This is a genomic window from Paenibacillus sp. FSL F4-0243 (assembly GCF_037963295.1).
Taxonomy (GTDB): Bacteria; Bacillota; Bacilli; order Paenibacillales; family Paenibacillaceae; genus Paenibacillus_AQ.
In genome coordinates this window covers 2,472,818-2,499,423 of record NZ_CP150151.1, presented here as the reverse complement: position 1 = coordinate 2,499,423, position 26,606 = coordinate 2,472,818, and the positions used below count along the sequence as shown (strand labels likewise).

Annotated in this window: 28 protein-coding genes and 1 tRNA gene; 10 read left to right on the top strand and 19 right to left on the bottom strand. The window is 43.5% G+C overall.

Annotation, left to right across the window (positions count from 1 at the left end; all coding sequences use genetic code 11):
- Positions 1 to 2: 2 nt before the first annotated feature.
- The 7 genes from NSS87_RS10925 to NSS87_RS10895 all read right to left on the bottom strand — a co-directional run bounded on the left by NSS87_RS10925 (position 3) and on the right by NSS87_RS10895 (position 7,015).
- Positions 3 to 530 (bottom strand): pyridoxamine 5'-phosphate oxidase family protein, encoded by a 528-nt coding sequence (locus tag NSS87_RS10925; RefSeq protein ID WP_149643990.1) that lies wholly within the window; start codon positions 528 to 530, stop codon positions 3 to 5.
- 40 nt (positions 531 to 570) lie between these two features.
- Positions 571 to 1,350, bottom strand: coding sequence for an ABC transporter ATP-binding protein (locus tag NSS87_RS10920; protein WP_339246988.1), 780 nt, complete (start codon positions 1,348 to 1,350; stop codon positions 571 to 573).
- A gap of 1 nt (position 1,351) precedes the next feature.
- On the bottom strand, positions 1,352 to 2,341 hold the full coding sequence (locus NSS87_RS10915) for an iron ABC transporter permease (protein WP_052404239.1): 990 nt from the start codon (positions 2,339 to 2,341) through the stop codon (positions 1,352 to 1,354).
- A gap of 16 nt (positions 2,342 to 2,357) precedes the next feature.
- Positions 2,358 to 3,395, bottom strand: coding sequence for an ABC transporter substrate-binding protein (locus NSS87_RS10910; protein ID WP_339246984.1), 1,038 nt, complete (start codon positions 3,393 to 3,395; stop codon positions 2,358 to 2,360).
- Between the two features lie 312 nt (positions 3,396 to 3,707).
- A complete protein-coding gene (locus NSS87_RS10905) occupies positions 3,708 to 4,382 on the bottom strand; it encodes a DUF6320 domain-containing protein (RefSeq protein WP_076298519.1) in 675 nt (224 codons plus the stop codon).
- Positions 4,379 to 5,650 carry an alcohol acetyltransferase gene (locus tag NSS87_RS10900; protein ID WP_076283126.1) on the bottom strand — a complete coding sequence of 424 codons (1,272 nt, stop codon included), beginning with the start codon at positions 5,648 to 5,650 and terminating at the stop codon, positions 4,379 to 4,381. Before NSS87_RS10900 ends, NSS87_RS10905 begins: the two co-directional genes overlap by 4 nt.
- A gap of 30 nt (positions 5,651 to 5,680) precedes the next feature.
- Positions 5,681 to 7,015 carry an MATE family efflux transporter gene (locus NSS87_RS10895; protein WP_339246980.1) on the bottom strand — a complete coding sequence of 445 codons (1,335 nt, stop codon included), beginning with the start codon at positions 7,013 to 7,015 and terminating at the stop codon, positions 5,681 to 5,683.
- 102 nt (positions 7,016 to 7,117) lie between these two features.
- Between NSS87_RS10895 and NSS87_RS10890 the strand changes: the two genes are divergently transcribed.
- Positions 7,118 to 7,927 (top strand): helix-turn-helix domain-containing protein, encoded by an 810-nt coding sequence (locus NSS87_RS10890; RefSeq protein ID WP_339246977.1) that lies wholly within the window; start codon positions 7,118 to 7,120, stop codon positions 7,925 to 7,927.
- Between the two features lie 86 nt (positions 7,928 to 8,013).
- Here the strand turns inward: NSS87_RS10890 and NSS87_RS10885 are convergent, their stop codons facing one another.
- The gene (locus NSS87_RS10885) at positions 8,014 to 8,385 is read right to left on the bottom strand and encodes a hypothetical protein (protein ID WP_052404237.1); all 372 of its coding nucleotides are present in this window, start codon (positions 8,383 to 8,385) and stop codon (positions 8,014 to 8,016) included.
- Between the two features lie 405 nt (positions 8,386 to 8,790).
- Between NSS87_RS10885 and NSS87_RS10880 the strand changes: the two genes are divergently transcribed.
- On the top strand, positions 8,791 to 9,801 hold the full coding sequence (locus tag NSS87_RS10880; RefSeq protein ID WP_339246975.1) for a S8 family peptidase: 1,011 nt from the start codon (positions 8,791 to 8,793) through the stop codon (positions 9,799 to 9,801).
- Here NSS87_RS10880 and NSS87_RS10875 read toward each other — a convergent pair.
- A complete protein-coding gene (locus tag NSS87_RS10875; protein ID WP_339246973.1) occupies positions 9,793 to 10,602 on the bottom strand; it encodes a class I SAM-dependent methyltransferase in 810 nt (269 codons plus the stop codon). The genes NSS87_RS10880 and NSS87_RS10875 overlap by 9 nt on opposite strands.
- A gap of 233 nt (positions 10,603 to 10,835) precedes the next feature.
- On the opposite strand from NSS87_RS10875, the gene NSS87_RS10870 reads away from it, so the two are divergent.
- The 4 genes from NSS87_RS10870 to NSS87_RS10855 are packed head-to-tail and all read left to right on the top strand — an operon-like array spanning position 10,836 to position 13,350.
- Complete coding sequence (locus NSS87_RS10870) at positions 10,836 to 11,207, top strand: GntR family transcriptional regulator (RefSeq protein ID WP_042186911.1); 372 nt, start codon at positions 10,836 to 10,838, stop codon at positions 11,205 to 11,207.
- Complete coding sequence (locus tag NSS87_RS10865; RefSeq protein WP_076283131.1) at positions 11,204 to 12,097, top strand: ABC transporter ATP-binding protein; 894 nt, start codon at positions 11,204 to 11,206, stop codon at positions 12,095 to 12,097. The genes NSS87_RS10870 and NSS87_RS10865 overlap by 4 nt, the downstream gene beginning before the upstream one ends.
- On the top strand, positions 12,094 to 12,777 hold the full coding sequence (locus tag NSS87_RS10860; protein WP_042186907.1) for a hypothetical protein: 684 nt from the start codon (positions 12,094 to 12,096) through the stop codon (positions 12,775 to 12,777). The genes NSS87_RS10865 and NSS87_RS10860 overlap by 4 nt, the downstream gene beginning before the upstream one ends.
- A 42-nt stretch (positions 12,778 to 12,819) precedes the next feature.
- Entirely contained in the window at positions 12,820 to 13,350 is a 531-nt protein-coding gene (locus tag NSS87_RS10855) for a hypothetical protein (RefSeq protein WP_339246969.1), read from the top strand.
- An 84-nt stretch (positions 13,351 to 13,434) separates the two neighbouring features.
- On the opposite strand, the gene NSS87_RS10850 is transcribed toward NSS87_RS10855, so the two are convergent.
- Positions 13,435 to 13,518, bottom strand: a tRNA-Leu gene (locus NSS87_RS10850).
- A gap of 187 nt (positions 13,519 to 13,705) precedes the next feature.
- On the opposite strand from NSS87_RS10850, the gene NSS87_RS10845 reads away from it, so the two are divergent.
- Complete coding sequence (locus tag NSS87_RS10845) at positions 13,706 to 14,152, top strand: hypothetical protein (protein ID WP_042186902.1); 447 nt, start codon at positions 13,706 to 13,708, stop codon at positions 14,150 to 14,152.
- Positions 14,153 to 14,226: 74 nt separating this feature from the next.
- Here the strand turns inward: NSS87_RS10845 and NSS87_RS10840 are convergent, their stop codons facing one another.
- The 3 genes from NSS87_RS10840 to NSS87_RS10830 all read right to left on the bottom strand — a co-directional run bounded on the left by NSS87_RS10840 (position 14,227) and on the right by NSS87_RS10830 (position 15,554).
- Complete coding sequence (locus tag NSS87_RS10840) at positions 14,227 to 14,445, bottom strand: hypothetical protein (RefSeq protein ID WP_042186900.1); 219 nt, start codon at positions 14,443 to 14,445, stop codon at positions 14,227 to 14,229.
- A gap of 117 nt (positions 14,446 to 14,562) precedes the next feature.
- The gene (locus NSS87_RS10835) at positions 14,563 to 14,880 is read right to left on the bottom strand and encodes a hypothetical protein (RefSeq protein WP_036689410.1); all 318 of its coding nucleotides are present in this window, start codon (positions 14,878 to 14,880) and stop codon (positions 14,563 to 14,565) included.
- Positions 14,881 to 14,981: 101 nt separating this feature from the next.
- The gene (locus NSS87_RS10830; RefSeq protein ID WP_076283133.1) at positions 14,982 to 15,554 is read right to left on the bottom strand and encodes a xanthine phosphoribosyltransferase; all 573 of its coding nucleotides are present in this window, start codon (positions 15,552 to 15,554) and stop codon (positions 14,982 to 14,984) included.
- Between the two features lie 174 nt (positions 15,555 to 15,728).
- On the opposite strand from NSS87_RS10830, the gene NSS87_RS10825 reads away from it, so the two are divergent.
- Positions 15,729 to 16,841 (top strand): membrane protein, encoded by a 1,113-nt coding sequence (locus tag NSS87_RS10825; RefSeq protein ID WP_042186895.1) that lies wholly within the window; start codon positions 15,729 to 15,731, stop codon positions 16,839 to 16,841.
- Here the strand turns inward: NSS87_RS10825 and NSS87_RS10820 are convergent.
- Genes NSS87_RS10820 through NSS87_RS10810 form a run of 3 tightly spaced genes read right to left on the bottom strand, consistent with a single transcriptional unit; the run spans position 16,828 to position 22,516 of the window.
- Positions 16,828 to 20,073 carry an AAA family ATPase gene (locus NSS87_RS10820; protein WP_339246964.1) on the bottom strand — a complete coding sequence of 1,082 codons (3,246 nt, stop codon included), beginning with the start codon at positions 20,071 to 20,073 and terminating at the stop codon, positions 16,828 to 16,830. The two genes, NSS87_RS10825 and NSS87_RS10820, sit on opposite strands and share 14 nt — an antisense overlap.
- Entirely contained in the window at positions 20,063 to 21,373 is a 1,311-nt protein-coding gene (locus tag NSS87_RS10815) for a DNA repair exonuclease (RefSeq protein ID WP_339246962.1), read from the bottom strand. The genes NSS87_RS10820 and NSS87_RS10815 overlap by 11 nt, the downstream gene beginning before the upstream one ends.
- A 6-nt stretch (positions 21,374 to 21,379) precedes the next feature.
- Entirely contained in the window at positions 21,380 to 22,516 is a 1,137-nt protein-coding gene (locus NSS87_RS10810; protein ID WP_339246959.1) for a glycosyltransferase family 4 protein, read from the bottom strand.
- Positions 22,517 to 22,673: 157 nt separating this feature from the next.
- On the opposite strand from NSS87_RS10810, the gene NSS87_RS10805 reads away from it, so the two are divergent.
- Positions 22,674 to 24,077: an RsmB/NOP family class I SAM-dependent RNA methyltransferase gene (locus tag NSS87_RS10805; RefSeq protein WP_339246956.1), complete on the top strand. Its 1,404-nt coding sequence runs from the start codon at positions 22,674 to 22,676 to the stop codon at positions 24,075 to 24,077.
- A gap of 111 nt (positions 24,078 to 24,188) precedes the next feature.
- Positions 24,189 to 24,284, top strand: a complete 96-nt coding sequence (locus tag NSS87_RS10800) for a sporulation protein YjcZ (RefSeq protein ID WP_197069771.1) — start codon at positions 24,189 to 24,191, stop codon at positions 24,282 to 24,284.
- 70 nt (positions 24,285 to 24,354) lie between these two features.
- Here NSS87_RS10800 and NSS87_RS10795 read toward each other — a convergent pair whose 3' ends face one another.
- The 3 genes from NSS87_RS10795 to NSS87_RS10785 are packed head-to-tail and all read right to left on the bottom strand — an operon-like array spanning position 24,355 to position 26,567.
- On the bottom strand, positions 24,355 to 24,945 hold the full coding sequence (locus NSS87_RS10795; RefSeq protein ID WP_339246954.1) for a class I SAM-dependent methyltransferase: 591 nt from the start codon (positions 24,943 to 24,945) through the stop codon (positions 24,355 to 24,357).
- 15 nt (positions 24,946 to 24,960) lie between these two features.
- On the bottom strand, positions 24,961 to 25,602 hold the full coding sequence (locus tag NSS87_RS10790; RefSeq protein WP_042186883.1) for a histidine phosphatase family protein: 642 nt from the start codon (positions 25,600 to 25,602) through the stop codon (positions 24,961 to 24,963).
- A 26-nt stretch (positions 25,603 to 25,628) separates the two neighbouring features.
- Positions 25,629 to 26,567: a 2-dehydropantoate 2-reductase N-terminal domain-containing protein gene (locus NSS87_RS10785; protein ID WP_339246951.1), complete on the bottom strand. Its 939-nt coding sequence runs from the start codon at positions 26,565 to 26,567 to the stop codon at positions 25,629 to 25,631.
- Between the last annotated feature and the right edge of the window lie 39 nt (positions 26,568 to 26,606).

Here is a 26,606-nt window from a genome sequence, read left to right as displayed (position 1 = left end):
GGCTATTTGCTCCCCTGTACAGCTGCTTCTTCGTCTTTCTTCTTATCAATAACAACGTGATTAAATACATTTGCATCTACATCAATATCGAACGCCAACCCAAAACCTACAACATAACGCCCCTTCAGCGGAGTTAGTTCGAACAGTGAAAAATCCAGTCCGCGCAGCAATTTCAGCATGGCCTCACCATGGTCAGCATTGAACAATTCAAAAATATCCTCATATCCATCATTGCCGATATTGCTTGAGGTACAACTCCAGCGCACACGCTCAGTTGCAAATTTATTGTTTGTTTCAGACTCATCCGCAATTAGAAAGGCGTCCACAAAATCATTATTTTCCATATAGCCATAGTGCTCTGCGATCTTACTAATATAGATATACAGCTTGCCGTCTTTCTTTACGAAAGGCGCATAACTAATAAAGGGCTTACCTTCATCATCGATCAAACTCAAAATCAGGTTCTTACGTTTATTAATAAATTGCAAGTAGTTTTCTTTATTTTTCTCCACATCTACAGGCTTCTTCATTTAAAATCCCTCCATGAATAGGTTGTGTCACACTATGAATCTATCGAACAGTACTCAACAAATGAATACGAGGTTTCTTCTCTGTGGGCACATACTGGACTTCCGCGTCCATCCGGTATATATCCCTTATCATATCAGTTGTCATGACTTCATTCGGTGTGCCATACATCGCCTTCTCACCCGCCTGCACTACAACGATACTATCGCTATACGTAGAAGCTTGATTGAGATCATGCAGCACCATTACTACGGTCATGCCCATGTCTTGATTTAACTCGCGAACAAGCTCAAGCACTTCATGCTGATGCGAAATATCCAAGTACGTGGTTGGTTCGTCAAGCAACATGATGAGTGGACGCTGCGCTAAAGCCATTGCAATCCAGGCACGCTGTGATTCACCACCTGACAATGAAGCTACGGCTCGGTCCTTATACTCCATCAAATGTGTCTTTTCAAGGGCCCAATGAACAATGTCCATATCCTCTTGATTCAATCTTTCAAACCACTTTTTGTGTGGATATCTGCCATACGAGACCAGATCGATCACAGTCATATCACTCGGTGCTTGATTCTTCTGGCTCAGCATGCACATTTTTCGTGCGACTTGTTTGGCGCTCATGGTCTTCAGATCCATACCATCGAGTATGACCGTACCCGTATGATAAGGAATTAGCCGTGATACCGCTTTGAGCAAAGTGGATTTGCCGGAGCCGTTCGGTCCTATGATGGAGACGATCTCACCCTTTTTTACGGAAAAAGAGAAGTTGTTAATCACGCTTTTCTGCTCATACCGAATCGAAATGGAATCGACAGTAAACATGTTAGAACGCCTTCTTTCTCATCAGGTATAGAAAATATGGTCCGCCAATCACAGCCATAAGGATACCCGCAGGGATATCTAGGGGTGCAAACAGGGTACGTCCACCTGTATCCGCAATTAACAGAACCAATGCACCAAGAGCCATACTCATCGGCAAAAGATATTTGTAATCTGAACCCACGAGCAATCTCGCCATATGAGGTACAACTAGACCGACAAATCCGATCATTCCAATGGCTGCTACAGAAATAGCCGCTAGAAATACTGCCAGCAAGGAGAGCAGGATACGAATTCGGTTCACATTTTCACCCAGATTCGAAGCCACCTGATCACCCAGACGAATGATATTTGCCTTACGAATGGCAAAGAACGATAGGATCCAACCTGCAATCGCATATGGGAAGACCATCATCAACGCATTATTCCCTTTTGCCGCAAGACTGCCGTTAAGCCATTGAACCGCTGCAGGGAGTCTATCGCTGTACATGATTGTTAATAGTCCAATGAGTCCTCCGCAAAGCGCATTCACAGCAACACCAGATAAAATAATAGTAATCGGTGAAATACCGGTTCGTCTCCAAGCTAATGCATATACAATACCAGCAGCAATTAGCCCTCCAACAAAAGCGGCAATCGGAATGAACTCAGTATACTGTGGTGCAGCAAGCATTATAACAAGAACACATGCAGCCGCGCCGCTAGTTACACCCGTCAATCCAGGATCAGCAAGTGGGTTACCCATCACAGCTTGCAGCAGTGCGCCCGAGATCGCTATATTCGCTCCGATGATCATCGCCAGTAACACACGTGGCAATCGAATATCCCATATGATGGTGGCATTCACCGCCTTAGACGATGAACCAAAGATCGTGCTTAGTATGTCTGATACCGGAATGAAAACAGAGCCTAATCCGATGGCAATAATCGCGGCAACGAGCGCTAATAGAACCGTTACAATAACAACTATTCTGCTACGAGATGTATTTATCACTTGCTGTCTCCTTTAATTATTCATAAAAGTATTTTGCGATTTCAGTTAGGGCTGTTTCTGCATTAATGATCGAGGTTACCCCGAACACACTGTAATCTAAAATCTGAATTTTGTCGTTTTTATAAGCAGAGAGCTTCGTCCAAGTTTCATTTTTCTCTATTTCTTTTTTAAATTTGTCCTTTGTCGCTCCGTGGTCACCTGAAGCCAATACGAGAATGACGTCAGGATCAGCGGCTACGACGTTCTCCATATTAATAGGTGAGTAAGTATCTGTAACTTTAAGTACAGAAGTAGCAATATTATCAGCACCAAGCTTTTTCACCAAACTACCTAGATAAGATTTCTCACTCATAACCATGAAGGAATCAGAGGTTCCAATAACGAGCATCACGCTCGGCAGTTCTTTTCCTTCGGCTAATTTACTTAGCTCATTTTCTTTATCCAATATCTTACTCAAAGCCGCATTCATCTCATCTTTTTTATTAAAATAAGTACCTAATACTTTAAGGCTAAGCTTTAAATCCTCGAAGGATTCTGTGCGTAGATATGCTTTTTGCAAATCCATGCCTTCCAGTGTCTTATCCAGCGTGCTTCGAAGCGATTCTGCTCCCAGCAGCAAGTCTGGCTCAAGCTTTGTTACTACTTCAAGATCCGGTGCCATTGGCGAACCAATTTTTTCTATCGATTCAAAATCAGCAGGGATTGGATTGGTGGAGGTTGGCACCCCAACTGGTGTGATTCCAAGCAAATAGAGCATTTCTGTTAATGGTACAGATGTAGTTACAATTCGCTGTGGAACTGTGGCTGGAAACTGGCTTAATACTTCATTGAACAATGCTTCATCTACACCATCATTCTCCAGACTGTATTCCTTTCCAGCATCCGCTGTTTTCGCTGCTTCTGTTGTATTCGCTGCATTTGCTTCTTTCGTTTCATTAGCAGCTGTATTCGTTACGGCTTCATTCTTGGTTTGATTGTCCGCTGTATTGGTGGACGAACATGCAGTCATTGCAGTAAGCGCTGCAACAACCAGAAGTACTAATAATTTCTTCAAAATCTATCCCTCCGAGTATGTATAATTATACGTTCCAAGTAGTGATAATGATTTTCATTTTCATCTACCACTCCTATGATAATGGTTATCATTAGGAAGTGTCAAGAATTTTATTTTAATTTTAAACTAGCAAAAATACCTTAAACATCCCATTAAAAAGGACAACCTTTCTTGTAGAAAAATAGGAATTCGGTGTCGTATGAACCCTTCACTTTCTTAAATCCACAAAAAAACCACATCCAAAGGACGTGGTTAATATGCATAATAAACCTAAATATTTAATTATAGACTGGAATAAATCTATCTCGATTATTAATAATGGAATCTTCTTCTGATTTCGCTTATAAATTTCCGGTCAGAAAAAATTATCATCCCAATAATGGTTAGGAGTGAGTATACGATAGAGAAAACACTGGTCCAAATGACATGAGACAAATTAAATACAAACAGAAGCATAGGACATAAATTAATAAAGAACATCGCTAAAATATAGCCTATATCATGACGCCATAATGATTTTTGAACAATTGCGAGCACAGTCATAATAAACGTAGCTGCCACTCCAAACAGTGGGATTGCATAGTTGGTAGACCATCCCCTAAAACCAACGAATATATCGATCACCAAAAGGAAAATGGACAACATGACATAGTGATATAAAATTTTCCTGCCAATATGTTTATTAGATAAAATGGTGTCTTTAACAACGATCCACGCATAGATAAGACCTGTACTTACGATAATTGACCATATTCTCGGATTGATATGATAGGTCAACGCATTAATTGTAATCGAAAGCACGATCGCAGATATAGTCAAAAAGAGGAACAATTTAGCTACCGTAAATGGTTTGGTTTCCTGATAGATCTCTTTATAGGACGGGTATTCTGTCGTGCTCTCTCCCCTGATCTTAATTGGCTTGGAGCATAGTGGACAACGATAATGTTGATTATCAACCGTCACGTTGCAACGAATACATTTGGTCATTCGCTAATCCCCCAATCGTTTGAGTAGATTTTAACTTCAAGTCCAGCCTCACCCGCTAAGGTCGAAAAGAAATATTGCAATATATCGGATTCCACTATATTTCTGGTAAACGTGATCACCAGCTTATCATTGACTGAGCTGATCCCACAGTTCATAGGGCTTTTATTGGATGGATAGACTAATGCCTCGATTAGCTCTACGTGCTTGTACATTTGCTGTGGCAACATAATATTGCCGATATTGGACAAGGTCAGTGTTCTTTTACTTTCCCCAAGCATATGAAACCCTAAATTCACGAACCAGTTCTTCAAAAATAACGGGACAAACAACGTAGCTTTGTTCCGTTCAAGCGCCACATTATTGTAAATGATATTTTGCAAATTTTCTTTCCCCGTTTTATACTTCAGCATCTCATTCATTCTAAAAATTAATTCATCCAGTGTGGTATCTTCCGTAATCCGCGCACCAAGATTAACTACGCCAAAGAAGTTACGAAGAGTACGTGAAGGGAATGCTTTGCGCAAATTGACAGGCACTGCGATAACCACGGGAGCGTTACTTTTGCTATATTTGATTCTTGTTTGATAAATAGAATAACTCAATAATGCGGATAAATAAGCAGTGATCGTACTTCCTTTTTGCTTAGCGAGGGCATTTAATTGGGAGGCACTTATGACCCCGTGTACCACGTTATTTCCGAACTGTTCGAAAGCGGTACCTTTAATGTGGTACGCTCGGCTGTTTCTAACCGATTCAACATAACAATCCTTGTAGTATCTGCGAAAAGCATCCTCCATATCATGGATATCCACTCCTGAATCAGCGAGTAAAATCCGGTCCTCAGTGTCAATTTCATGTCCCATATACATTAGATAATAGTACAGCAGTGATTTTAAAAACTCGACAGCCCCATTACCATCCGTAAGCGCATGGAACACTTCAACAGAGACTCTATTTTTGTAGTATAAAACCTTAAATAAATATCCATTGTTTGTAGTTGGATCAATGTTGCGACAAGGATACTGCTGATCCTCAGCGATCACAATTTTATCCGTGCTAGACTCTAAATAATTCCAAAACACACCCCTGCGAAGCTTCACAGTGAACATCGGAAATCTGTCGAATACCGTATCGGCGGCTTGCTGTAACGCATCCACATCTACAGGATTTGTCAGAACAGCTGAGATCCGATAAACGGAAGTGTTTTTTGTGTTTGTAACGGATGGAAATAGTTTTGCTGCGTTATCAAGTTTGTACCACTTTTTCACTTCAAAACTCCTCTATTATTCTGCTGTTGACTAGTTGATACTCCACTTTTGCATTGTCTTCCTCAAACAAACATAGCTTACCACGACACAGATTATCTCTGCCACTACAAAGGAAAGCCATAAGCCGATGTTACCAAGCATTAAAGGAAGGATAAAGAAATTCCCCATCAACAAGACATACCGTAAAATCGCCAAAATCGCGGATGTTCTTGGATTGTTAATGGCTGTGTACAAAGCGTTAATTATAATATTGGCCCCTACAAAGATAAAATTAAAGCTATAAAATGTGATGATTTCACTTGATGTAGTCATGACCTGAAGATTGTCTTTTACAAAAAGAGAAATTAAGGGAGATTTAAAAATAATTAATATCGCTGTACAAACCACACCAACTAATGTCACTATTTTAATCGCCATGGTAATCAATTCCGTTATACGGCTATATTCCTTCGCTCCGTAATTCACGCTGCTAATGGCTCCTAACCCTCTCGACATGCCCATGATAACTGCATTAACTACAAGTGAGATATACTGAACTACCGCAAATGAAGATACCCCTATTTCACCAAATTTAGAGATCAAAATCCAGTTGAAGATCATAGAAGAAAAACCCGCACTGAATTGCGTAATCGCTTCTGAAGAACCGTTATAGATCATCCTTCCGATTGCTTTAAAATCCACTTTCCATCTACCCACTCTTAAAATGCTATCCTTTGAGATAAAATTCGAGAAAAATAATATAAAAACAATCGTTGCACTGATCCCAGATGCCAAAGCAGCACCGGTAATCCCCATATCGAAAACGCAGATAAAAATTAAATCCAAGATGATATTCAAAACTACACTCAGTAAATTACCAACCATATAAAGCTGGGGTTTCCCCATAGATTGCAATGAAATACCAAGTAAAATATTAAAAATTACAGGCACGACAAATACACCAAAAGTCTGTATGTAATCAACAACCATAGGAAAAAGCACTGAATTTGCTCCAACTATTCTAGCCAGTACATGAGGAAAAAAAACTACCATTATGAAAATAACTACGGCTATCATGAGCAGTGTGTAAAAAGCATTATTGAAGTAGTGGTTGGCTTTCACCTTGTTCTGCTCTCCCAGACTAATAGCGGTTAATGTATTTCCCCCAATGGCAATTAAGATCCCTATACACGAAATAATATTAAAAATCGGTGAAGCCAGATTCACTGCAGCTAGCGCATTAGGTCCTACAAAACGTCCCAAAATGATTCCGTTAATAATTCCGTACAGACACATAGAAAGTGAAGCTACGATCCCAGGGATTGCATAACCGCGAAATAGTTTGGAAATTGGATCTTTTAATACATTGAGTTCTGTTGTCTTCATCTTGTCATTCTCCATTCACTGTTTTGAAATTTTAGATAAAAATCAGTACAATGAACACTATAATCTCTTGTGTAACACAAGAGTCAACGGGAGAACGATACAATGAACAACTATTATTCTATTGGTGAAACAGCAAAACTAGCAGACACAACTATCGAAACCTTGCGGCATTATGACCGAATTCACTTGCTGAAGCCTGCTAAAGTAGATCCCTCCTCCGGTTATCGCTATTATTCAGATAAAGAGCTTATTTATCTTGATGTCATCAACTTCTGCAAAAAAAAGAATATGCCACTTCAAAAGATTAAAGATGTTTTTACGAATGATAATCTTGATTATATTATTAATTTTCTTAAAACAAAGGACGATGAAATTGAACAGGAAATCAAGCAGCTGAATAAGACAAAATCACAGCTTAAAGCTTTACAAAAACAATATGAAAATCAAGCTTATTTATCCGATGTCCCTCTATCCCCCACCCATTTTTCAACTAAGGCTTTGGGAGAAAGAGCGATCGTAAAAATCCACTCCCTACAGAAACCCAGCCTCGAAAGTTTCCAACAACTGCAGAATGCGCTAAATCAACAGCTTGAAGATGAGCCAAGAGATGCATTCGCCTTTGATCTTCGTGCAAATATTATGACTACGTTGGAGCCCAGTGAGAATCCATCTGTCTTTTTTGTAGTTTGTGAGAAGTACCCTGAACAGGCCGGCTGTATTTCAATATTACCTAAAGGAATTTATCTCTATGGTTATTGCTCGGAGGAGCAGAGAATGGAAACGATGCAGAATATCGCTGCATATGCTAAAGCCGAATATAATACGGAGATTCCATTTGTCATCCAGACAGTCATTTTCACCGGAATGTTTCAGTGGGTGTATGAGATTCAAGTATGGTTAAAATCTGCATGATCTAAAATAAGACAAATAAAACAGCACGCGGCGATATAGGATCGACACGTGCTGTTTACTACAGAATTAAAGCTGATTTGTCCAAACTAAAATCTAGCGACAAAAAATTCACGGTCTGCTGGGACGTTAAAACTCTTCAAAACTACTCCATTCTCGTCTCTTATTGTCAGCAGGTAAGGTACTGAAGTTAATGTGCTAATCGTAGGAAATCTGACCACACCGAAATCATCGAACTCAGCGTTCACAGTAGTGGTACCATTTTTTAATGTAGCGTTCCAGCCCGAAGAATCTTTAGGTGTGCTATTCGTACCTAAACTTGTAGCGAGAACCACAAATCTGTCCAATGTCTGTCTGATTCTCCGTTTCTTCCGGGTTGCAGCTGCTTTCACTCTTTTTGCCGCGAGGGCTTTGGCCGCCATAACGGCTTGCTTATTGACTGGCTTCTTAATCATTGCCATTTACTTCACCACTTTCTTTTTAGGATACGATAGTAGATGCAAGATTTGGAATGCTTGACCTCACTTTTACCTACTATTCTAGAAATGTACTTTATTCCTAGATTCATAGATTCGTACCCACTGGATCAGTGGTGCATATAATGCACTTGTGAGGTGATCCATTAATAAATGAGCCGACAATTGTGGCTAGAGCAATATAGTTCAAGAATCCATAGCGCGCTAAGAAAAAGAATTCAACACTCCCAAGTCCGTCGCGGTACATCCGCTAAAATTCCTATCATTATCAAATTCAAACAAAAAATGACCCCAGCACAGCTGAAGTCATTAAAAAAACATTTAGAATCACACGACTTTCCTATCAAACATCATCTCCCCATACTAAATTCTGTATCATCACGAGTTTCGATGAACTGTCTGAAACAGATGTGCAGTTGGCATGGAATCGATAAAATCTATGTTGACGGAATTAAAAAAACATCACTTTATATAGCGACACCATCCATCGGTTCTACATCCGTCCAAAAGAAACAGGGACTTACCGGAAAAGGAATCAACATTGCCATTCTTGACACAGGAGTGTATAGGCACCCTGATCTGATTCAGCCCTGTAACCGTATCGTAGCTTTTAAAGATTTTATCAATCACAGAAAACTTCCCTACGACGATAACGGCCATGGGACTCATATCGCAGGGGACGCGGCAGGCAACGGATGGATGAGTAAAGGAAAATACAAAAGCCCTGCTCCAAAGGCAGGGATCGTCGGTGTTAAAGTACTCGATAAAAATGGCGACGGATATGACTCCACGATTATTAAAGGAATTGAGTGGTGTATTGCGAATCGAAAGCGACTAAAACTACGTATCCTTTCGATGTCATTAGGGGGTACGGTAAATTCAACTTGTGCTGATGACCCGCTGTGCCAAGCCGTAGAAAAAGCAATAAAGGCTGGACTCACTGTTGTGATTGCAGCTGGAAATAGCGGCCCTGGACGCAGGACGATAGAATCTCCTGGTATTAGTCCTTCTGCAATTACCGTAGGTGCAGTGGATGACCGTCGCACGCTCACACAAAAGGACGACCGGATTACCTCGTATTCAAGCCGCGGACCTGCACCGGGAGGGCGAAAGAAACCAGACCTCGTAGCTCCTGGCGAAACCATTATCTCTCTTCGTGCGCCTCATTCCAAGCTAGATCGCGAGCTTCCTTACTTGCGGATCGCTAAAAATTACTTTGTGCTGTCCGGTACCAGTGTCTCAACACCTATAGTCTCTGGTGTCATTGCTCAATTGCTGCAGAGAAATCCCTCATTAACTCCTAAGCAAGTGAAATCCATACTAAAAAAGAACACATTCTCTCTGAAACTCCCCCCTAACACAGCGGGCTCTGGTGAGATCAATGCAAGATTCTTATTGTGATTTTGCTTCCTTCTTTAAAGCTGTGATAACAGAAACTGATAACACTTCAGTAAATTTACCCGTAGGCTCCATTTCTAATAAAGAAGATTTCAAATCCGCTTCGAATCGTTCTAAGTGATCTCCAAATAAGCGCTTTGAAGCATAGGATGTGGAATACAAATTGCCAAGAATCGAATCCACCGTCCATGTCACTGAATAACTCGGTAAAATCAATCTTTCCACATCCTTAAAACTAGATCGCGCAACAATATCCTCATGCCTTTCTTTAGGATGAGTATAGATGCTGTCTCCTGCTATTCTTTCGTTACCTAACCAGCGTTTCACTACTTCATTTACCTTAAGCTGCCAAGATAATAGCTCTTGCCCTACATTAAAAGTATCAATAATTGCTAGACCGCCATTATTGTCCGAACTGTGGTATAGGATTTCAAGAATAGACGATCTATCCATCCAGTGAAACGCTTTGGCTAGAATGGTAAGTCGGAAGGAACCCCAGACGTTCTGCAACTCTTCTGCTCTACCAAGCATCCAACTAACGTTATCAACCCTATGGATTTTTGATAGACGATTAGCCTCTTCCAACATTCCACTTTCCGTATCTACACCTATCATTTCTTCAAACCAATCACTAAATCTTAGTCCCAGCTGACCCGTACCACACCCTAAATCAAGCATACGGCCTTCTCCGTTAAGCGAAAACTTCTGAATTAAGAACCGAATAAGGGATGAAGGATACTGCGGTCGATATTTTGAATAGTACACTGCCGTACCTTTAAATAAATCCGGACCATATTCATTCATAGTTTCACCCTTCTCTTGTTTTCTAATAGGACAAAATCATAGCAGACATCCAACTAAAATAAAAGGCAGTTCGGTGTGAATCCGAACTGCCTTTTTATTTATGCTGATACGCCAATTCACTGGATTTGGGCTCAAAGGATCAAAAAATCCACATAGTAATGATTGACAAATAGGTCTGTTGCATATATGGTTAATTACATAACTAACTAACCAATGAACATGGCGGTGAATACATGGGAAGCTTAATGGATGATACTCGACCGATATTTATGCAGATCGCCGAACGCATAGAAAATGACATCATCGAAGAAACACTCTTGGAGGAATCACAGGTTCCTTCAACAAATCAATTTGCTGTTTTTTACCAGATCAATCCGGCGACGGCTGCGAAAGGTGTGAATTTGCTTGTCGACCAAGGAATTTTATACAAAAAGCGAGGTATCGGCATGTTTGTAGCTTCTGGAGCGCGCACAGTATTGATGGAAAAGAGAAAAGAGCAATTTTATGAGCAATATGTTGTAACTATGATCCGTGAAGCAGAGAAATTAGGAATTACGTTGGATCAATTAACGAAGATGATTCAGAGGGGAGATAATCGGTCATGAATGAAGTCGTTGAGATCAAGGGACTGACCAAGTCGTATGGAAAGGTAACCGTCATCCAAGACATTAGTTTTTCTTTAGAAAAGAATAAAATCTATGGCCTGCTTGGTAGAAATGGTGCAGGAAAAACAACGATCATGCACATGATCACAGCACAGTTATTTGCTACAAGCGGTGATTTGAAGGTGTTCGGGGAACATCCCTACGAGAATAACCGCGTACTCAATCAGATTTGCTTTATTAAGGAAAGCCAAAAGTATCCGGATACGTACCGTATTATCGATGTTCTAGAGGTATCCGAGTTATTCTTCCCTAACTTTGATCGGGACTACGCCCACTCCTTAATCAAGGACTTTAATCTCCCCTTAAAAAGAAGAATAAAGAAGCTGTCTAGAGGAATGCTCTCGGCGGTGGGCATTGTAGTAGGCCTGGCTAGCCGCGCTCCGCTGACTATTTTTGACGAACCCTATTTAGGTCTCGATGCTGTAGCAAGAAGCCTGTTTTACGATCGATTAATTGAGGATTATTCAGAATATCCGCGAACAGTTGTCTTGTCTACACACTTAATTGACGAGGTAAGCCAGCTATTAGAGCATGTCATTGTTATCGACAACGGTAAGCTGATTATCAATGAGGATGCTGAAGCTCTTCGCGGGCGGGCTGCTAAAGTTATCGGTGCGGCTGCGAAGGTCGAAGATTTAATCACCGGTAAAGAGATCATCTCTCGTGAATCCTTTGGCGGATTACTTTCTGCCACTGTTATTGGCTTAAACTCAACAGATCTATCACGTGCTGAGATGCTTGGTCTGGAGATCTCCCCGATATCTTTACAACAGTTAATTGTTCATCTTACAAACAGAAAATCCCAAGAGAAGGGAGTTGCAGTGCAATGAACCAAATGACAGGGATATTAAAAATGCACTATAAGGATAAATGGTTTTGGTTGTTTATGCCTTGGATTATATTATTATCCAGCTTTTTGGTTAATCTTGTCATAGCTTTTTTCCTGCAAGAACCAATGTATACCGGCGGCCTAGTCTCAATCTTTATTTATATGTTTGTCATAGGTATCATCATTTTAGTACAGACTTTCCCCTTTGCCTTGGGCTTAAGCCTACGGAGGATAGATTATTTCTTCGGCACATCCTTGATGGCCGTTATAACAAGTGCCGGCTTCTCACTACTTCTGTTCCTGCTATCTATTATAGAAACCAAATTAACATCTGGATGGGGTGTGCAGCTACATTATTTTCACCTACCATACTTGAATGATGGTACCGTCCTAGAGCAGCTGTGGATCTATTTCATGATCTTGTTGCATATGTTTTATTGGGGATTTGTTATATCCAGCATCTTCCGTAGATTTGGTAGAAGCGGCCTATTCATTTTCGCGGCAGTCATGTTTATTCTGTACAGTGTCGCTGGATTGTTAATGACATATTATCAGTGGTGGGTAGATGTATTTAATTGGTTGGCTAGCCATACCGCATTTGAACTTGCCTTGTGGAGTATGCCCTTGACGGTCTTGTATGCACTCTTATCGTTCTGGATGCTTCGGAAGTCTACAGTATAAGACTCTGCCTGGAATATTGTTAATATTTATAGGGGGTACTGTATGGATTATGTGAGGGATTACGCCATGTATGCTTCTATATTCGGTATGTTTAGTTTTAGTTGGTTTGGTTGGGCACAAGAAAACCCCAGATCCAGCTGGCGAAAATATATTGGCATAGCTTCTGGTGTATCCCTTCTCGTCTGCTTGATTGGTGTCTATTTAAGTGTGACGAACTGGGATGCTCCCTCCGTATTAAATGACAAGACCTCTTTTGATAATTATCTGATTTCTGTCTATATTGAATTATTGTTGGCTGGTGCTGGAGCTTCTATATTGATGAAATGTAAGTATAATGATTATGTTGCTCCTTGGATTGCCTTTATAGTAGGGATTCATTTTATTGGCTTAAAAAGTGTGTTTAACGATTTCAGTTTATACCTTTTAGCAGCACTTCTAGTTGCAATCTCTATCGTATCACTGTTCATATCTAAAAAACTTAAGGTCGCAAACAGTGCAATTACAGGCATTGGTGCTGGGACAGTTTTGTTCGCCTTCGCTCTATTAGGGTTAATTCGATATTTATCAATCTAGATACGAGTATGCTAAAGTTACCTTCGATTAATTATATTCACAAAAAAAGAAACTCCCTTGATTTCTCAAGGGAGTTTCTTGTGATGCGGTCGAGAGGACTCGAACCTCCACGATATTGCTACCACACGGACCTGAACCGTGCGCGTCTGCCAATTCCGCCACGACCGCACATCATAATGACTACATATCAAACTTGCGGTCACAAGATAGATCATACCATGCTGAGATTAAAGCGTCAATATATTTTCCAGCTTTTCTTATCGATCATTATTTTATGGATAATTATTGCTTTTAATTCCGAATATAAGGTATAATGAGAACAAAAGTTCGCATAATATAAATGAGGTGATTTATAATGGCGACTACGAAATTGAAGACATCCATTGTTGATGAAGATGTTACTAAAGAAGAACTGTCCCTTGTCAGAAGCTATTTGCTGCTAACGTTTATTCATAAAGTTTTCGAGCGTGACTGCCGTGTAATCAGCAAAAGTGGTCTATTTAAGACCCCTCAGCTTTATATGGAGCTCTTGTCTGGTGCCACTAAGAAAACTTCACTAATGCTTCAAGAGGTTACGCGTGAATTGAGCTCACATGATCTGAAGATCACAACCGTTCGCCAAGATCAACGAGGAGTCGAGGCCTTGTACTCCTGTAGAGGATATCAAGGTGAGATGAATATATTATGGCCAGGATTCCGTAGAGAGATGATGCTGCGAATGCGTGCGTATCTCGGACTGTCCACAGAGCTCTCCATACTCTCTAGAGAAGAAAGTGACTCCCAGCTAGCTTTAAGTATTTAATTCGTCAGAGGCTTATATGTAAGCAGAACAGCTCCCCACCCAATTTGGGTAAGGAGCTGTTTTTGCTGCGGAAACTATATATTATCAGGTTCTTTCCTTGGTTCGCTGAAGGGTTGGAATAAATAATTCCGATCCAGCTTTACTACTCGTCTATTCTGACGACGTATCATCACCTGCGAATCATCCCAAGCCAGAACAATCCCTTTTACATCATTACTTTCTATGCCGTCCCGCACCACACGAATTTTCTCGCCGGAAATTCGGTATGCATCCAATTGTTCATCGCTAATCATCATGAATCCCTCCCTCTATATAGCTTATCCTATTTTCATCCAGAAAAAAGACCCAAATGAAAAATCATCTGGGTCTCGTATAAGTAATTGACCAATTGCATGTCTACTAAAGCATTCTTATATCAGCGCTTCATTCTTCTCGAACCAGAAATCAAGAACTTTAGCGGACATCACACGTTGCTCCAGATACTCCACTTGGTTTGTTGTGAATTTCTCCCTCCAAGGGAAGGAAAGTTCCTCACATAAACCTTTGATTGTCAGAAGTTCTGACCAAGCTACATAGCGTTTGTACCAAAAAAACTGAGGATGTTCAATCATATAGGGATACAGATCGTCGAATTCCGTGTGTTTGCAATCCAGCGCACGCTCGAAGTGATCCTTGGCCTCGGTTAATTTATCAATAAAAAATTGCTCAGTCACCGGTTCTTTCCCCATTGTGACGCCTCCTCCCTATGTCTGATTTTATTATAAAGGAAAATCTATAGGGTGAAAAGCAGTTGTTTGAAAAATAGGCCTGTTCTTATCTCAAAAACGGGTTATTCCCCAAATTCAATGGTGCCTCCGCTAAGAGAAGTAATTCTTACGAGTGACTCCAGTCGGATGCCTTGTTCTTTGATCGTCCGGGCTCCAGCCTGAAAGCTTTTTTCCACTACAACGCCAAGACCTACCAGCTCAGCGCCAGAGCGCTCGATGATCTTAATCAATCCACGTGCTGCATCACCATTAGCAATAATATCATCGATAAAGAGGATTTTATCCTCTGGAGAGATGAATTGGCGAGACAACATAATGTCGGTAACAATACCTTTCGTAAAAGAAGGAACTCTTTCACAAAGTGCGTCCGGATCTGCTAACAGTGTTTTTTTGCGACGTGCAAAAACTAACGGCACCTTTAACTCATATGCGGTGGCAAATGCCACGGCAATGCCCGAGGATTCCACGGTCACAATACGTGTAATTCCGCAGTCCGCAAACCTCCCGGCAAACTCCCGTCCCATTTCCATCGTAAGCTGCGGATCTACCTGATGATTCAACAGTGCATCCAGCTTCAGCACTTCATCCGAAACGACGACACCTTCCTCCAAAATCCGCTGTTTCAACACTTCCATGACTTTGAACCTCCAATACCCTTTATAATCGCAGACGTTCCGTACAAATGAATCACGGAAGTCATGTCCTACTGATCCTCATCATAACCTGTACTATACAGAGTGCACAAGGCAATCCTGCATAGCACACATTATGATTTTTCTTTTGTTCTTAAAACTATTAGGAGGGGAGCCATGAAATCACATGTCCGAACATTACAGATCGCATTCACTTACATTGGCACCATTGTAGGAGCCGGATTCGCCACCGGACAAGAAATATTAAAATTCTTCACTCGTTACGGACACTGGGCAGTCCTGACCATCCTGCTCTCTACTATACTGTTTATATGGCTGGGTACGAAAATGATGGTCATCGCTCGGCGCATAGAAGCAGAGTCTTATGAAGACTTTAACCGACACCTCTTCGGCGACCAAGTCGGAAGCACCATCAGTTTGTTCACGATGGTCATCTTAATCGGTGTCAACAGTATTATGCTTGCAGGCGCGGGCGCTATTTTTCAAGAGCATCTTGGATTTCATTATCAAACAGGGCTAATACTCACGCTGGTTGGTTCTTATTTTCTGCTTAAACGGGGAATTTCCGGTATTCTGCAAATGAACAGTCTGATCGTCCCATTAATGCTTACGCTGTCACTCATCATTATTTTTAATACCTTTCAAATTCCAGGAGCTCAGCGGTTCTTATTCCTAGAAACGGATCGGACAATCTTTGGCGCTTGGATGTCGCCGCTGCTCTACACCGCCTTTAATCTAGGTATGGCTCAAGCCGTATTAGTTCCCATGGCTCGACATACGGATGAAGAAAAATCTCTTGTCTGGGGCGGTATTATTGGTGGTGCCGGAATTGGCTTTATGTTGATCGCCGCACATTTCGCGATGAGCTCCCAGATGCCTGATATTCTCCAATTTGAAATCCCTATGGGCAACATCGCCATCCGGTTGGGTACTGTAGTACAAACTATATATTTGTTGCTGATCTTTTTGGAGATCTTTAGCACTTTTGTCGCTGACATTTATGGTGTCACCATGCAGCTTAAACAACGAATTCCAGTTAAACCCGCATTGATTACACCGATTCTGATGTTGGTCTGTTATTTACTGAGCCAATTTGGCTTTAGCTCTCTACTCTCCGTGTTCTACCCGATCTTCGGAGCTTTGTCGATGGTCTGGGCTGTCATGCTGCTACGTACGCCATGGTCTACTCCACCACGTAGCGATTCCTCATCGGGTTCGAGTGGAAAAGGGAACAGCCTTGTATCCATAAAACCAGTTACACGGAAATAACTGCTGCTGTTGGAATGATTCGTGCTGCCGCTTCCGCCACATGCTTGTGACAGGTCATCATCACAATCTGGCGGGAGACCGACAGTTCACCAAGCAGTGAAAGCGCAGCATGAAGACGAGCCTCGTCAAAATTGACGAATAGATCATCGAACAGCAGTGGTAACGATACTTGCCGAGACATCGTCTCTGCAAGTGCCAAGCGGATGGAAAGGTACAACTGTTCTGCCGTCCCACGGCTGAGCAGACCGCTGTCCAGCAGTCCAGCATCTTTGTGTTCCGCTTTTAGTTCTTTATGACCTAGAGTCATAACTACTCTTTTGTATTCCCCTTCGGTCAGCTTGGAGAAATAGTCAGATGCAAGCAAAAGTACCTGCGGTTGCTTCTCCTGTTCATAAATACGGCGGGTTCTTCCGATTAATTCAGCAGTTAATGCTGCTACCGCATACTTATCAGCCACGATTCGCAGAGCAGCTCTCTGCTCTTCCAATTGCTGAATAACAGAGTCCTCCATACAACGCTCTTTCAAATACTCCCTTTCCTGAAGCAGCTTTCCTCGTTGCTCCAGCAGGGTGTTCCACATTTCTTCTTCCCGTTCAGCTAGCTCTTCAGCTGCCGTACGTTCCTTCTGGAGTGCTGAAGCATCATGATGATCTAATAATAACTGCAAGGCGTTAACTCGCTCATCCTCCCAGCCTCCAAACATGGCTAGCTCCCACTGGCGAATGGATTTATTCAGCTCACTACGCCGCTGTACAGCAGCCGATCTCCTTAAGAAATCCTCCCCACCTGATGCTCCGCCTTCGTCCAACAGATGGTCACGCTGTTCTCTTAACTCACCTAATACCCTATGGCTCTCCTTAAGCTCTTCCAGAAGCTCTTGTAACCGTGACTGAATGCCTTCCCGGCGAACCAGGTCCTTTTTCAGTTCATCCCAAGCTCTTTTTCGAAGTTCCAGCCAGCTTAGTAAAGTTAGTGCAGATCGTCGCTGTCCATCGTGCGGATCCATATCAAAGCTAGTTGCCGCTACACCAGACTCGTCTAAAGGATCAGTACCTGATTCATGAATGAGAGCAAGCAGCTCCTCCTCGAACACGTTACACTCATCTTCCAGCTCTTTCAGACGTAAAGAGAGCTTATTCTCTTGGCGCAGCAGTTCGTTCCCCTGCTCCACCATAGCGAAGATATCCGGCAGCCCTTCCGGAGACAACCCTTCGGGCAATCTGCGCTCACGCAGCCATTCTTCATAGTGCTCAGCAGTTTGCGTAAAAGCCGTCTCTGCCAGGCTCATTTCTTCCGCGAGCAGCTTCTCTTGGCCTGCCAGCGTCTCCAGCTCCGTGCGGCAGGCATCCCGCTCGGCGGCATAGCGTTCAATGCGCTGCCGCCAAGCGGACCAAGCCTCCATGAGCCTGCGAAGCTCCCTCATGGAGGCTTCCAGCCCGCCTGCGTCAGGGCTGGACCCCGGGGCGGCCGATCGCCGCCCCGGCATGGCGCTCTCCGGCTCCGCCCCGGAGAGCAGCTGCCCCCGCAGCCGCAGCATCTCGGCTGCGGCTGTGCCCACGTCCCCGCCACTCCCTGGCGGGGACGCTTCCGGCCGGCGCGCTCCGCTGAGGCCGGCCCAAAGGGCCAGATCGGCCGCTCCAAGCAGGCCGATCGCGAGCACTGCGCTGACCGGCGGAGCACCGGTCAGCCACAGCGCTGTGGGCAGCAGCACGGTTAGTGCTGCCCCAGCCCACAGCAGGCGCCGGTAGAGCGCGGCCATGCGCTGCGCGCTAGGTCCGTCACTTCCGGCGCCGGTGCCGCGCTGCGGCCCTTCGCTGAGCTGTGCTTCGCGCCAGCGCTCGGCCGCCTGCTGCAGCTCGTCCCACAGCTGCAGCACTTCTCGGGCGCTGCGCGGAGCCAGCTGCGCAAAAGATTCGGCGCCGGTTGCGTGTTCACGCGCCAGCGCCCGTTCTGCTGCCTGCAGCGAAGCTGAGACAGCGGCCAAGCGGGAACGCAGCGTCTGCCGTGCTGCGCCCTCCGCTTCCATGCGGCGATCATAACTTGCGAACGCCGCCGTAAACCTCCGTGCAGCTTCACGATCCGCCGCTGCACCCGAAAATGCAGTCAGCTCTGCCGCGCTCCAGCTGACATCAATGCCTCGCAGAATTCGCTGCAAATGCTCATTCAGCGCGGTCAATTCACCTTCTAGCCGCTGTCTTTCCGCTCGCAGGTTTTCATAGCTGCTCCGATGGCGATCCAGCCGCTCCAGGGCAGGCCCTTGCGCTGTTAACAATGCATCCGGCGGATTCTGCACCAGCTCAGCCGTAAGCTCACTTTGCAGACGTTCATAACGAGTTACTGCTCCCTGAGCATTCCGAATTTCACCTTCAAGTGCCTGATAGCGAATCGCTCCATCTTCAGGAAAGGTTGTAATCTCTGGCAGGTCCTGCAGCTCGAGCTGCGCATCGCTCCATTTTAACCACAATTCACGAATATCCTGAGCTTTGCGAAGCATCACGAGCTTGTCTCCTGTAAGCTTACGTTGTTGTTCCAGTTGATCTAGCTCAGATTCCGTAACCTTTAATGCTGCTATATTACCGTTATAACGTGGAAGATAAGAGCGGCTCTCCGCCATCTGACGCTCTAGTTTCTCAATAGCCTGAACGATTTTAGCAGCTTCCTGCAGCTTGCCCCGAGGTTTATACAGCTTCTCAGCTTCCTGTACCAATCGGCGTTCCGCCCGCATGATCGTTCCACCGCCGCCCATACCTGCGTGAAAGAGAAAGCTGCTCATCTCTTCTGATTGAAGCGCAGCAAGCTCCTGCAGTTCATCGAGAGAGACCGCGAACAATTGATGGAACATGCTCCTAGAGATACCACCAAGCAAAAGACGCTCCATTTCAGCTTGCCCTAGCTCTTGCGTTGTTCCATTCGGATGGTTAACCGTGATGTTCAGTTTCTCATTTCTTCCTGAGCCCTCACCACCAGCTGTATGGCGACGAATGGTCCACAGGGCACCATTACTATCACGTGCCTTCAGTATTCCCCCATGTAATCCGCCATGCATAGGTTCATACCTCTCCGTAGGGTTACCACGACTTGGAATTCCAAACAGCATGGAGCGAATAAACTGTAACGTCGTGCTTTTTCCTGCTTCATTACGTCCATAGAGTATAGTAACTCCTTCCGATAGTTCAATCTCTCGGTTATGCAAACGTCCGAAGCCATGGATCTGCAAATGTTCAATTCTCATCTTCTGGAGCACCCTCCATTCCACCGAGCATGGTGATTCCCTGTTCCGCTGCACTACGAAGCCAACTTAACTTCTCCTCTTGACTTGTCACCGAGAGCAGCTGTCGCAGCTCCTGATTCTCCATGAGCGGCTTAAGCGCACTATTTATTAATTTTTCAAGCGCTTCTGCTGAATGTTCCGTTCGCTCTGTAATTCGCAGCATTTCTCCAAGAAAGCTATCCTCCTCTAATAACCGTTCACGATCAATAGCTAACCCGGATTCTACAGCGAATCCTTCCACCCAGACAAGTCCCTTATAATCTTTACGCTCAGCCCGAACCGCCTCACGGCGCTGGAGTTCAGACAGCAGATCCTCTACCGCTCCTTTTTCAGCTAATACTTTATGTACATCCCCGCGTCCGATCAGACGAAATCTGACCACTGACATCAGCTCCGGGAGTTCCTCCCTGATATCATCAATCTCCTGCTCTACCCTTTGTATCCATTCTGCTTCATGACTCAATCCCTCAATGGACAGATCCCGTACCTGCCAGCGAACATAATCAAGCTCATGAAAATGGGGCGTGGCACTTCCAGCCTCATCAACATCCACAACATAACAACCCTTTGGTCCGGTTTCCTTAATGCTACGTCCTTGTATATTGCCCGGGTAAATAATCGCCGGTTTTTCATGCAATACACTACGTTTATGGATATGTCCAAGTGCCCAATAATCAAAACCCCGTTCGATAAGGTCCCTGCGACTGCAAGGAGAATACGTCTCGTGCAGCAAATCACCGTCTACATTCCCATGCAGCATAGCAATATGAAACAGACGGCTGCCAGGCTTTCGAGAAAAGGTCACTGCAGTGTTGTCCGTAACTTTCGCAGTCGGATAGGAGATTCCACTAACAATAGCCACTTCTTGACCATCTTTGCGACGGTAAGCAATAGCAAGATCTGGCTTCTCTCCTCCAAACACGGTTACATGCCTGGGCATTTCTGTAGTCAGACGCAATCCATCAAGTGGATCATGATTGCCATGGATCAGAAACACGTGTATTCCTTGCTGACTCAGTTCCTTGAGTGCTTCCTGAAATCGCAGTTGACCCTGTAAGGAAGCGTCAGAAACATCGTATACATCTCCACTGATGACGATAAAATCAACATTCTCTTGGATGGCAACGCGGACAAGCCGCCCAAGGGCGGCGAAGGTTGACTCACGTAAATAAGAACGAATGGCTGGCGAAATATGCGCCAGCCCGGCAAAACGGCTATCCAGATGTAAGTCAGCAGCATGTAGAAATCGAAATGGAATCATAGCTGCTCACCCCTTCGTTCCTGAGGGATATTGTAAGTATGTCTTTTTAAGTTCATTAGCGACACGAGTCAGCGAATACAAGCTTTTCGCTTTATCCCAAGCTGAACGAGAAAGCTCATAACGATAAGCCGGATCAGATATCACCTTCTCTAAAGCGTCAGCAAGAGCAATCTCATCATCAGGACTGACGAGCAGGCCATTCACACCATCTTCAATCTGCTCCGGTATCCCGCCTACATTCGTCCCAACTAAAGCCAAGCAGCTAAGCGCTGCTTCTGCAAATACCGATCCGAAGGCCTCCGCCCGAGAAGGCAGCACGAAAATATCAAAGAAAGGCATGAATTCTTCCGGATGGAGCGTATATCCATAAAAAATCGTTTCATTATAAATCCCTAATTGCTTAGCCATGTTTTCCAAATCCGCACGGGAAGGTCCATCTCCAATAATATGCAGTACATATTCATAGCCGCGATTTTTAAGCTCAGCACAGGCCTTGAGTAAAGTATCAATTCCTTTGGCTGGAACTAGACGTGTCACAGTCACTAGCTGTGGTACAGCGTTGTCATGCGGGACTGGCTTAAACCTTTTCTCATCAAAACCATTCGGTATTACTCCTATATTAGTAGGATCTAGAATATAAGGCGCCACATACTCTGCAAAAGCTTGCGACACAGTCATTAACCGATCACTAACATGCTCAAGTTCGCGGTATAGCGAAACTAGAAACTGATGTTCCAGCCCACCTTCAGAAATAGCTCCATTCAGAATCAGCTCTCGCTCATAACTGGAATGTAAGGTTTGAATTAACGGAGTATTTGGAAATACTTTTTTCATTGCTAAACCAGCAATTGGATGATGGGAATGGATAAGATCATATGTCTTGCTCATTCGTAGTTTAGTCCACCATAGATAATCTCGATAGGTCTGAATATATTTCTGAACGATCTGACTTTCCCCAAACTGGGTCCAATCAAAGGTCTCGAATATGACTTCTTCATGTCCCTTGTTGCGAATCCGCTTAGGTAACCAAAACAAATCCATTTCCCAGCGGCTTGAACGGAACCTTTCCTGAAGATAAGGGATCATGGATGATACACCACCGGGTTGCTCCGGCGGGAAGAAGAGCGCTTGCAGCAAATTCATATGGTACATCCCCTTTACAATTGCCTTACGTACAGTGAGACTTGGCAATTATGATATAGTTGTGTATATGTAGAATTTCAGGTACGATTACGTTCCCCATACCTTGATTTTATCGGTATGAACATGAAACAGCAACTAAGAAAAAGGAGAATGATCTATGAAGGAAGAACAGCTGCCTGCCTCTTACACCGCATATATACAAGAAATGCTGGGGCAAGAGGCAAATGCTTTTCTAGAAAGTTATTCAGCTCCACGAACGCAGGGACTTCGCTTTAATCCATTGAAAAGTATCTCGGATTCAGGTCAAGTCGCAGTAGAACGCACAGTCTCACAGTTTGATCTGAAACCTATCCCATGGTGCCCTGATGGTTATTATTATGAAGAGCCCGCTCGACCAGGCAGGCACCCTTACCATGCTGCTGGACTATATTATATTCAGGAGCCTTCCGCAATGTCCGCAGCTGAACTGCTGGCACCTAAACCCGGTGAAACCGTTCTCGACCTTGCAGCAGCCCCTGGGGGTAAAACTACGCATATCGCTGGTTTAATGCAAGGACAAGGCCTCTTAATCTCTAATGAAATTCATCCGGAACGCGCAAAAATTCTAGCTGAGAACGTAGAACGTTTAGGCATTAAGAATACCCTCGTAACCTGTGCAACGCCAGAACAGCTGTCTTCGCGCTTTCCACTTGCCTTTGACCGAATTATGCTAGATGCTCCTTGCTCAGGAGAAGGCATGTTTCGAAAAGATCCAAATGCCGTTCAAGAATGGTCTCCTGACCATGTGGTTATGTGTGCGGCGAGACAATGGGACATCCTGCAGGACGCCTACCTTATGCTTAAGCCTGGGGGTACTCTGGCCTATTCTACTTGCACCTTTAACCGCAAAGAGAATGAGGAGACCATTGCTCGATTGACTGATCGGTACCCCGATATGGAACTACTTACCTGCAAGCGCCTTTGGCCACATTTAGAAAAAGGCGAAGGCCACTTTGTTGCACTCCTACGTAAGCACAGTGTCTCCGAAAACGACGTTAACGATGACGCCAAACGCAGCACCAGTAAACGTCGGAATAAAAACAACCCAAAAATTAATTCTTCCGTACGCGATGCGTACCAGTTATTCCAAGACTGGGCTTCGTTAGAGCTTCCTGGTTTCTCATATCAAGGCGTCCCTCTGCTGTTCGGAGAATCCCTATATTTACTGCCTGAATCCTTTAATGGCAACCTCCATACTGGGCTGCTGGATGGTTTGCGTATTCCTCGTGCCGGGCTACATATTGCCCATTTGAAGAAAAATCGGATTGAACCCGCTCACGCCCTAGCGATGGCGATTCAGCACACACAAGTAACACGTAGTTTTGATCTCAGTAGTGGGGGGCTGGAAATACATGCTTGGCTCCGGGGAGAAAGCTTACCAGTGCCGGTTGAATTACATGGATGGACACTTGTAACTTTAGATGGATTGCCGATAAGTTGGGGCAAAGCAAGTGCAGGCCAACTTAAGAATCATCTTCCTAAAGGACTTCGCATCTTAAAAGCCCATATTGACGAGCAATAGGCCATAGACCAGTACATCCAGTCCACTTTGGCATATGATGTCATTATCTCAGAAAGCTGCGACACCCGCCGTAGCAATGAGAATAAGACATACGTTAAGGAGGAATATATCATGGGTGAATTTCATGGAGGAGCCTTCACTTCAACTGGTGCGATCTTGGTACTCTTTATCTTGCTCGTAATCATTTCCCGTTCGTTGTTCGTTTAATACCATTCCGGCTAAATAGACGGTGAAATTAAAGCGGCTGTGTCGTCCTTTTTGGGGCGGTGCGGCCGCTTTATTTCTTTCCAGCATAACATTTCCATTTGCTGTTCTCGTGAATATTTACCGTTTGAAAGCCAACTTTCCGAAATAAATGATCTATCTCTTCGTTCTTTGTATATTGTTTCATGTGATAATTAATTTTATAGACCTCAGAAATAATAACAAACGTTCCGCCTGCCTTCAGCACCCTATACACTTCACTTATATCATGTTCAAGATCGGGCCAGAAATAATGCGTCTGAATAGCCGTGATCGTCCCGAAAAATCCATCATTGAACGGTAAAGCCGATACGTCTCCCTGACTAATCTTCACCCTACCTGCGGCAACAGCCTTATTGTTTTTTTGAATGGATGTCTCCACAGCTTGCTGAGAATAATCTAAGCCGTAGATTTTCTGATATTTATTATGTTTTGCAAGCGTATGTATAGTTTGACCGCCACCACAGCCTATGTCCAAAATAGGGGCGTTGTTCATCATTTCTATTTTTTTAAGCCCCCACGTTGTTATGCTGGAATGTGCCTGGTTCATGATCTTGATCATGATATTCCCCACGAATCCTCTCGGGTTCTTGGCTTGATCGATCAGTGCATTCAATAATCCCATATTTGTACCTCCCAATCAATTGGACATACCAGCAGCCTGATCACTTGATATATGTTCCGTAAGATTTTCAGCTGTAACTACCCACATATCTGCTTGATACTCTATTTTATGAATACTTGTATATGAAGTCGGGAAATGGGCATTCTTATTGGTCCACGTTAGCCCTTTTAAAATATGATAAATAATATTAATTACGCCACCATGCGTAACCACAATTACATTTTCTTTTGGATCAGTACTCTCCAGTTCATTACATAGTTTTGAGAAACTTATATTAATTCGCGTAAAAAAATCCTGTGGGCTCTCTCCTCCTGGAAATCTCTCATCCATTCTTAATTCTGAGAAATAGAGACCCGGGTATCGTTCATTTGCAATTTCATGGGGCATTCCAGCGATTACACCATTATTCGTTTCTCTCCAAGACTGACTGCTTTCAACAGGCAAGCTAAGCGCTCTGGCGATCTCATTTGCTGTATCTAACGCACGCTGCAAATCACTGCTAAGGATACGAGTGATGTTAAAGCTAGACTGATTTTCCTTAAGATAACAACCAAGTCGTTCGGCTTGTCTATAGCCCTCTACTACAAGTCCACGTTGACTCCAACCCCCACGATAGCCTTCATCATCTATTCCATGCCGTATAAAATATATAGCCATCGGTTGTACACCTCCAAAAAAGATTGTTATACATTTGCATTAAACTTCGAGATCGCTTGTTTTTGAAGTTGATCCCAATGGGGCGTCGCAATATTTGCTTGTTGTTTCAACTTATCAAACGAATTAAACAAAGCTGCAATTTCGCTGAAAGAACCATCTACAAATTTCATAAAGGGTAATTTATGAATTATTTTCAGACCATAGTATACACCCTGTTTATGTTTTCGAATAAAGTCTACTTGACCTGCTGGAGTGATCGTATAGTCTAGCTTCTCCATCATTTGAAACCCTTCGTCCATTACTGAAATGGCTTGTTTTAATAGCTTCTTATCTTTAGATACCTTTTTCAAATCCCCGTCATGAAGATAATTAAGGGAGTTCAAAGCCACTATAGGCACGATATGACTTTTGAGCCAAGCATCCATATCCTCATGATAAGTTAGCTTATACTTAGCGTTCTCAAACGCTTTTTCCAGTAAGTGCTTTATTGGGATCTCACCGTCAAGACTGCCAAGTACCATTTGCCCACCTGCGTGTATTTTGATAACTCGACCGCTCGCTTCACGAATTCCTGCGCTAAGCTGAAATCCAAAGAGTATATTTTTTCTTACATCGCTCATTTCCTGAAGATTCTTTTGCATTTCGTGAGCATCGCCATTATTACCCACAAGAATTATATTCTGACTCTGATTTTTAGCTAAAATAGGTAATACGGCTGGAAAATCATTGTATTTCATAACAACAAAAATAAGATCATAGTGATCATCCGGTTGAAGCTCTGAGATGACTTTTACAGAATCCATAGTGTTTTTACATTGAAAATAATGGCGAAGTACAAGACCATCTTTCGTCAATTGCTCTACACGCTTCCCTCTGGCAAGCACTGTGACATCGTTTCCCCCACGCACCAGGACATGTGCAAGATAGCTGCCTAAAACTCCCGCTCCAAAAACTAATACTTTCATGTTCAACTCCTCTATCCCTTTTTAGACATTTGTTGAATT

What these genes read in the sequence shown, in the direction of transcription:
- NSS87_RS10890 (WP_339246977.1), top strand. Translation starts at nt 7,118, where the DNA reads ATGAACAACTATTATTCTATTGGTGAAACAGCAAAACTAGCAGACACA.
- NSS87_RS10870 (WP_042186911.1), top strand. Translation starts at nt 10,836, where the DNA reads ATGGGAAGCTTAATGGATGATACTCGACCGATATTTATGCAGATCGCC.
- NSS87_RS10800 (WP_197069771.1), top strand. Translation starts at nt 24,189, where the DNA reads ATGGGTGAATTTCATGGAGGAGCCTTCACTTCAACTGGTGCGATCTTG.
- NSS87_RS10820 (WP_339246964.1), bottom strand. Translation starts at nt 20,073, where the DNA reads ATGAGAATTGAACATTTGCAGATCCATGGCTTCGGACGTTTGCATAAC.
- NSS87_RS10885 (WP_052404237.1), bottom strand. Translation starts at nt 8,385, where the DNA reads ATGGCAATGATTAAGAAGCCAGTCAATAAGCAAGCCGTTATGGCGGCC.
- NSS87_RS10845 (WP_042186902.1), top strand. Translation starts at nt 13,706, where the DNA reads ATGGCGACTACGAAATTGAAGACATCCATTGTTGATGAAGATGTTACT.
- NSS87_RS10855 (WP_339246969.1), top strand. Translation starts at nt 12,820, where the DNA reads ATGGATTATGTGAGGGATTACGCCATGTATGCTTCTATATTCGGTATG.
- NSS87_RS10865 (WP_076283131.1), top strand. Translation starts at nt 11,204, where the DNA reads ATGAATGAAGTCGTTGAGATCAAGGGACTGACCAAGTCGTATGGAAAG.
- NSS87_RS10875 (WP_339246973.1), bottom strand. Translation starts at nt 10,602, where the DNA reads ATGAATGAATATGGTCCGGATTTATTTAAAGGTACGGCAGTGTACTAT.
- NSS87_RS10810 (WP_339246959.1), bottom strand. Translation starts at nt 22,516, where the DNA reads ATGAATTTGCTGCAAGCGCTCTTCTTCCCGCCGGAGCAACCCGGTGGT.
- NSS87_RS10905 (WP_076298519.1), bottom strand. Translation starts at nt 4,382, where the DNA reads ATGACCAAATGTATTCGTTGCAACGTGACGGTTGATAATCAACATTAT.
- NSS87_RS10835 (WP_036689410.1), bottom strand. Translation starts at nt 14,880, where the DNA reads ATGGGGAAAGAACCGGTGACTGAGCAATTTTTTATTGATAAATTAACC.
- NSS87_RS10805 (WP_339246956.1), top strand. Translation starts at nt 22,674, where the DNA reads ATGAAGGAAGAACAGCTGCCTGCCTCTTACACCGCATATATACAAGAA.
- NSS87_RS10840 (WP_042186900.1), bottom strand. Translation starts at nt 14,445, where the DNA reads ATGATTAGCGATGAACAATTGGATGCATACCGAATTTCCGGCGAGAAA.
- NSS87_RS10795 (WP_339246954.1), bottom strand. Translation starts at nt 24,945, where the DNA reads ATGGGATTATTGAATGCACTGATCGATCAAGCCAAGAACCCGAGAGGA.
- NSS87_RS10895 (WP_339246980.1), bottom strand. Translation starts at nt 7,015, where the DNA reads ATGAAGACAACAGAACTCAATGTATTAAAAGATCCAATTTCCAAACTA.
- NSS87_RS10785 (WP_339246951.1), bottom strand. Translation starts at nt 26,567, where the DNA reads ATGAAAGTATTAGTTTTTGGAGCGGGAGTTTTAGGCAGCTATCTTGCA.
- NSS87_RS10815 (WP_339246962.1), bottom strand. Translation starts at nt 21,373, where the DNA reads ATGATTCCATTTCGATTTCTACATGCTGCTGACTTACATCTGGATAGC.
- NSS87_RS10790 (WP_042186883.1), bottom strand. Translation starts at nt 25,602, where the DNA reads ATGGCTATATATTTTATACGGCATGGAATAGATGATGAAGGCTATCGT.
- NSS87_RS10920 (WP_339246988.1), bottom strand. Translation starts at nt 1,350, where the DNA reads ATGTTTACTGTCGATTCCATTTCGATTCGGTATGAGCAGAAAAGCGTG.
- NSS87_RS10880 (WP_339246975.1), top strand. Translation starts at nt 8,791, where the DNA reads ATGAACTGTCTGAAACAGATGTGCAGTTGGCATGGAATCGATAAAATC.
- NSS87_RS10830 (WP_076283133.1), bottom strand. Translation starts at nt 15,554, where the DNA reads ATGGAAGTGTTGAAACAGCGGATTTTGGAGGAAGGTGTCGTCGTTTCG.
- NSS87_RS10925 (WP_149643990.1), bottom strand. Translation starts at nt 530, where the DNA reads ATGAAGAAGCCTGTAGATGTGGAGAAAAATAAAGAAAACTACTTGCAA.
- NSS87_RS10860 (WP_042186907.1), top strand. Translation starts at nt 12,094, where the DNA reads ATGAACCAAATGACAGGGATATTAAAAATGCACTATAAGGATAAATGG.
- NSS87_RS10825 (WP_042186895.1), top strand. Translation starts at nt 15,729, where the DNA reads ATGAAATCACATGTCCGAACATTACAGATCGCATTCACTTACATTGGC.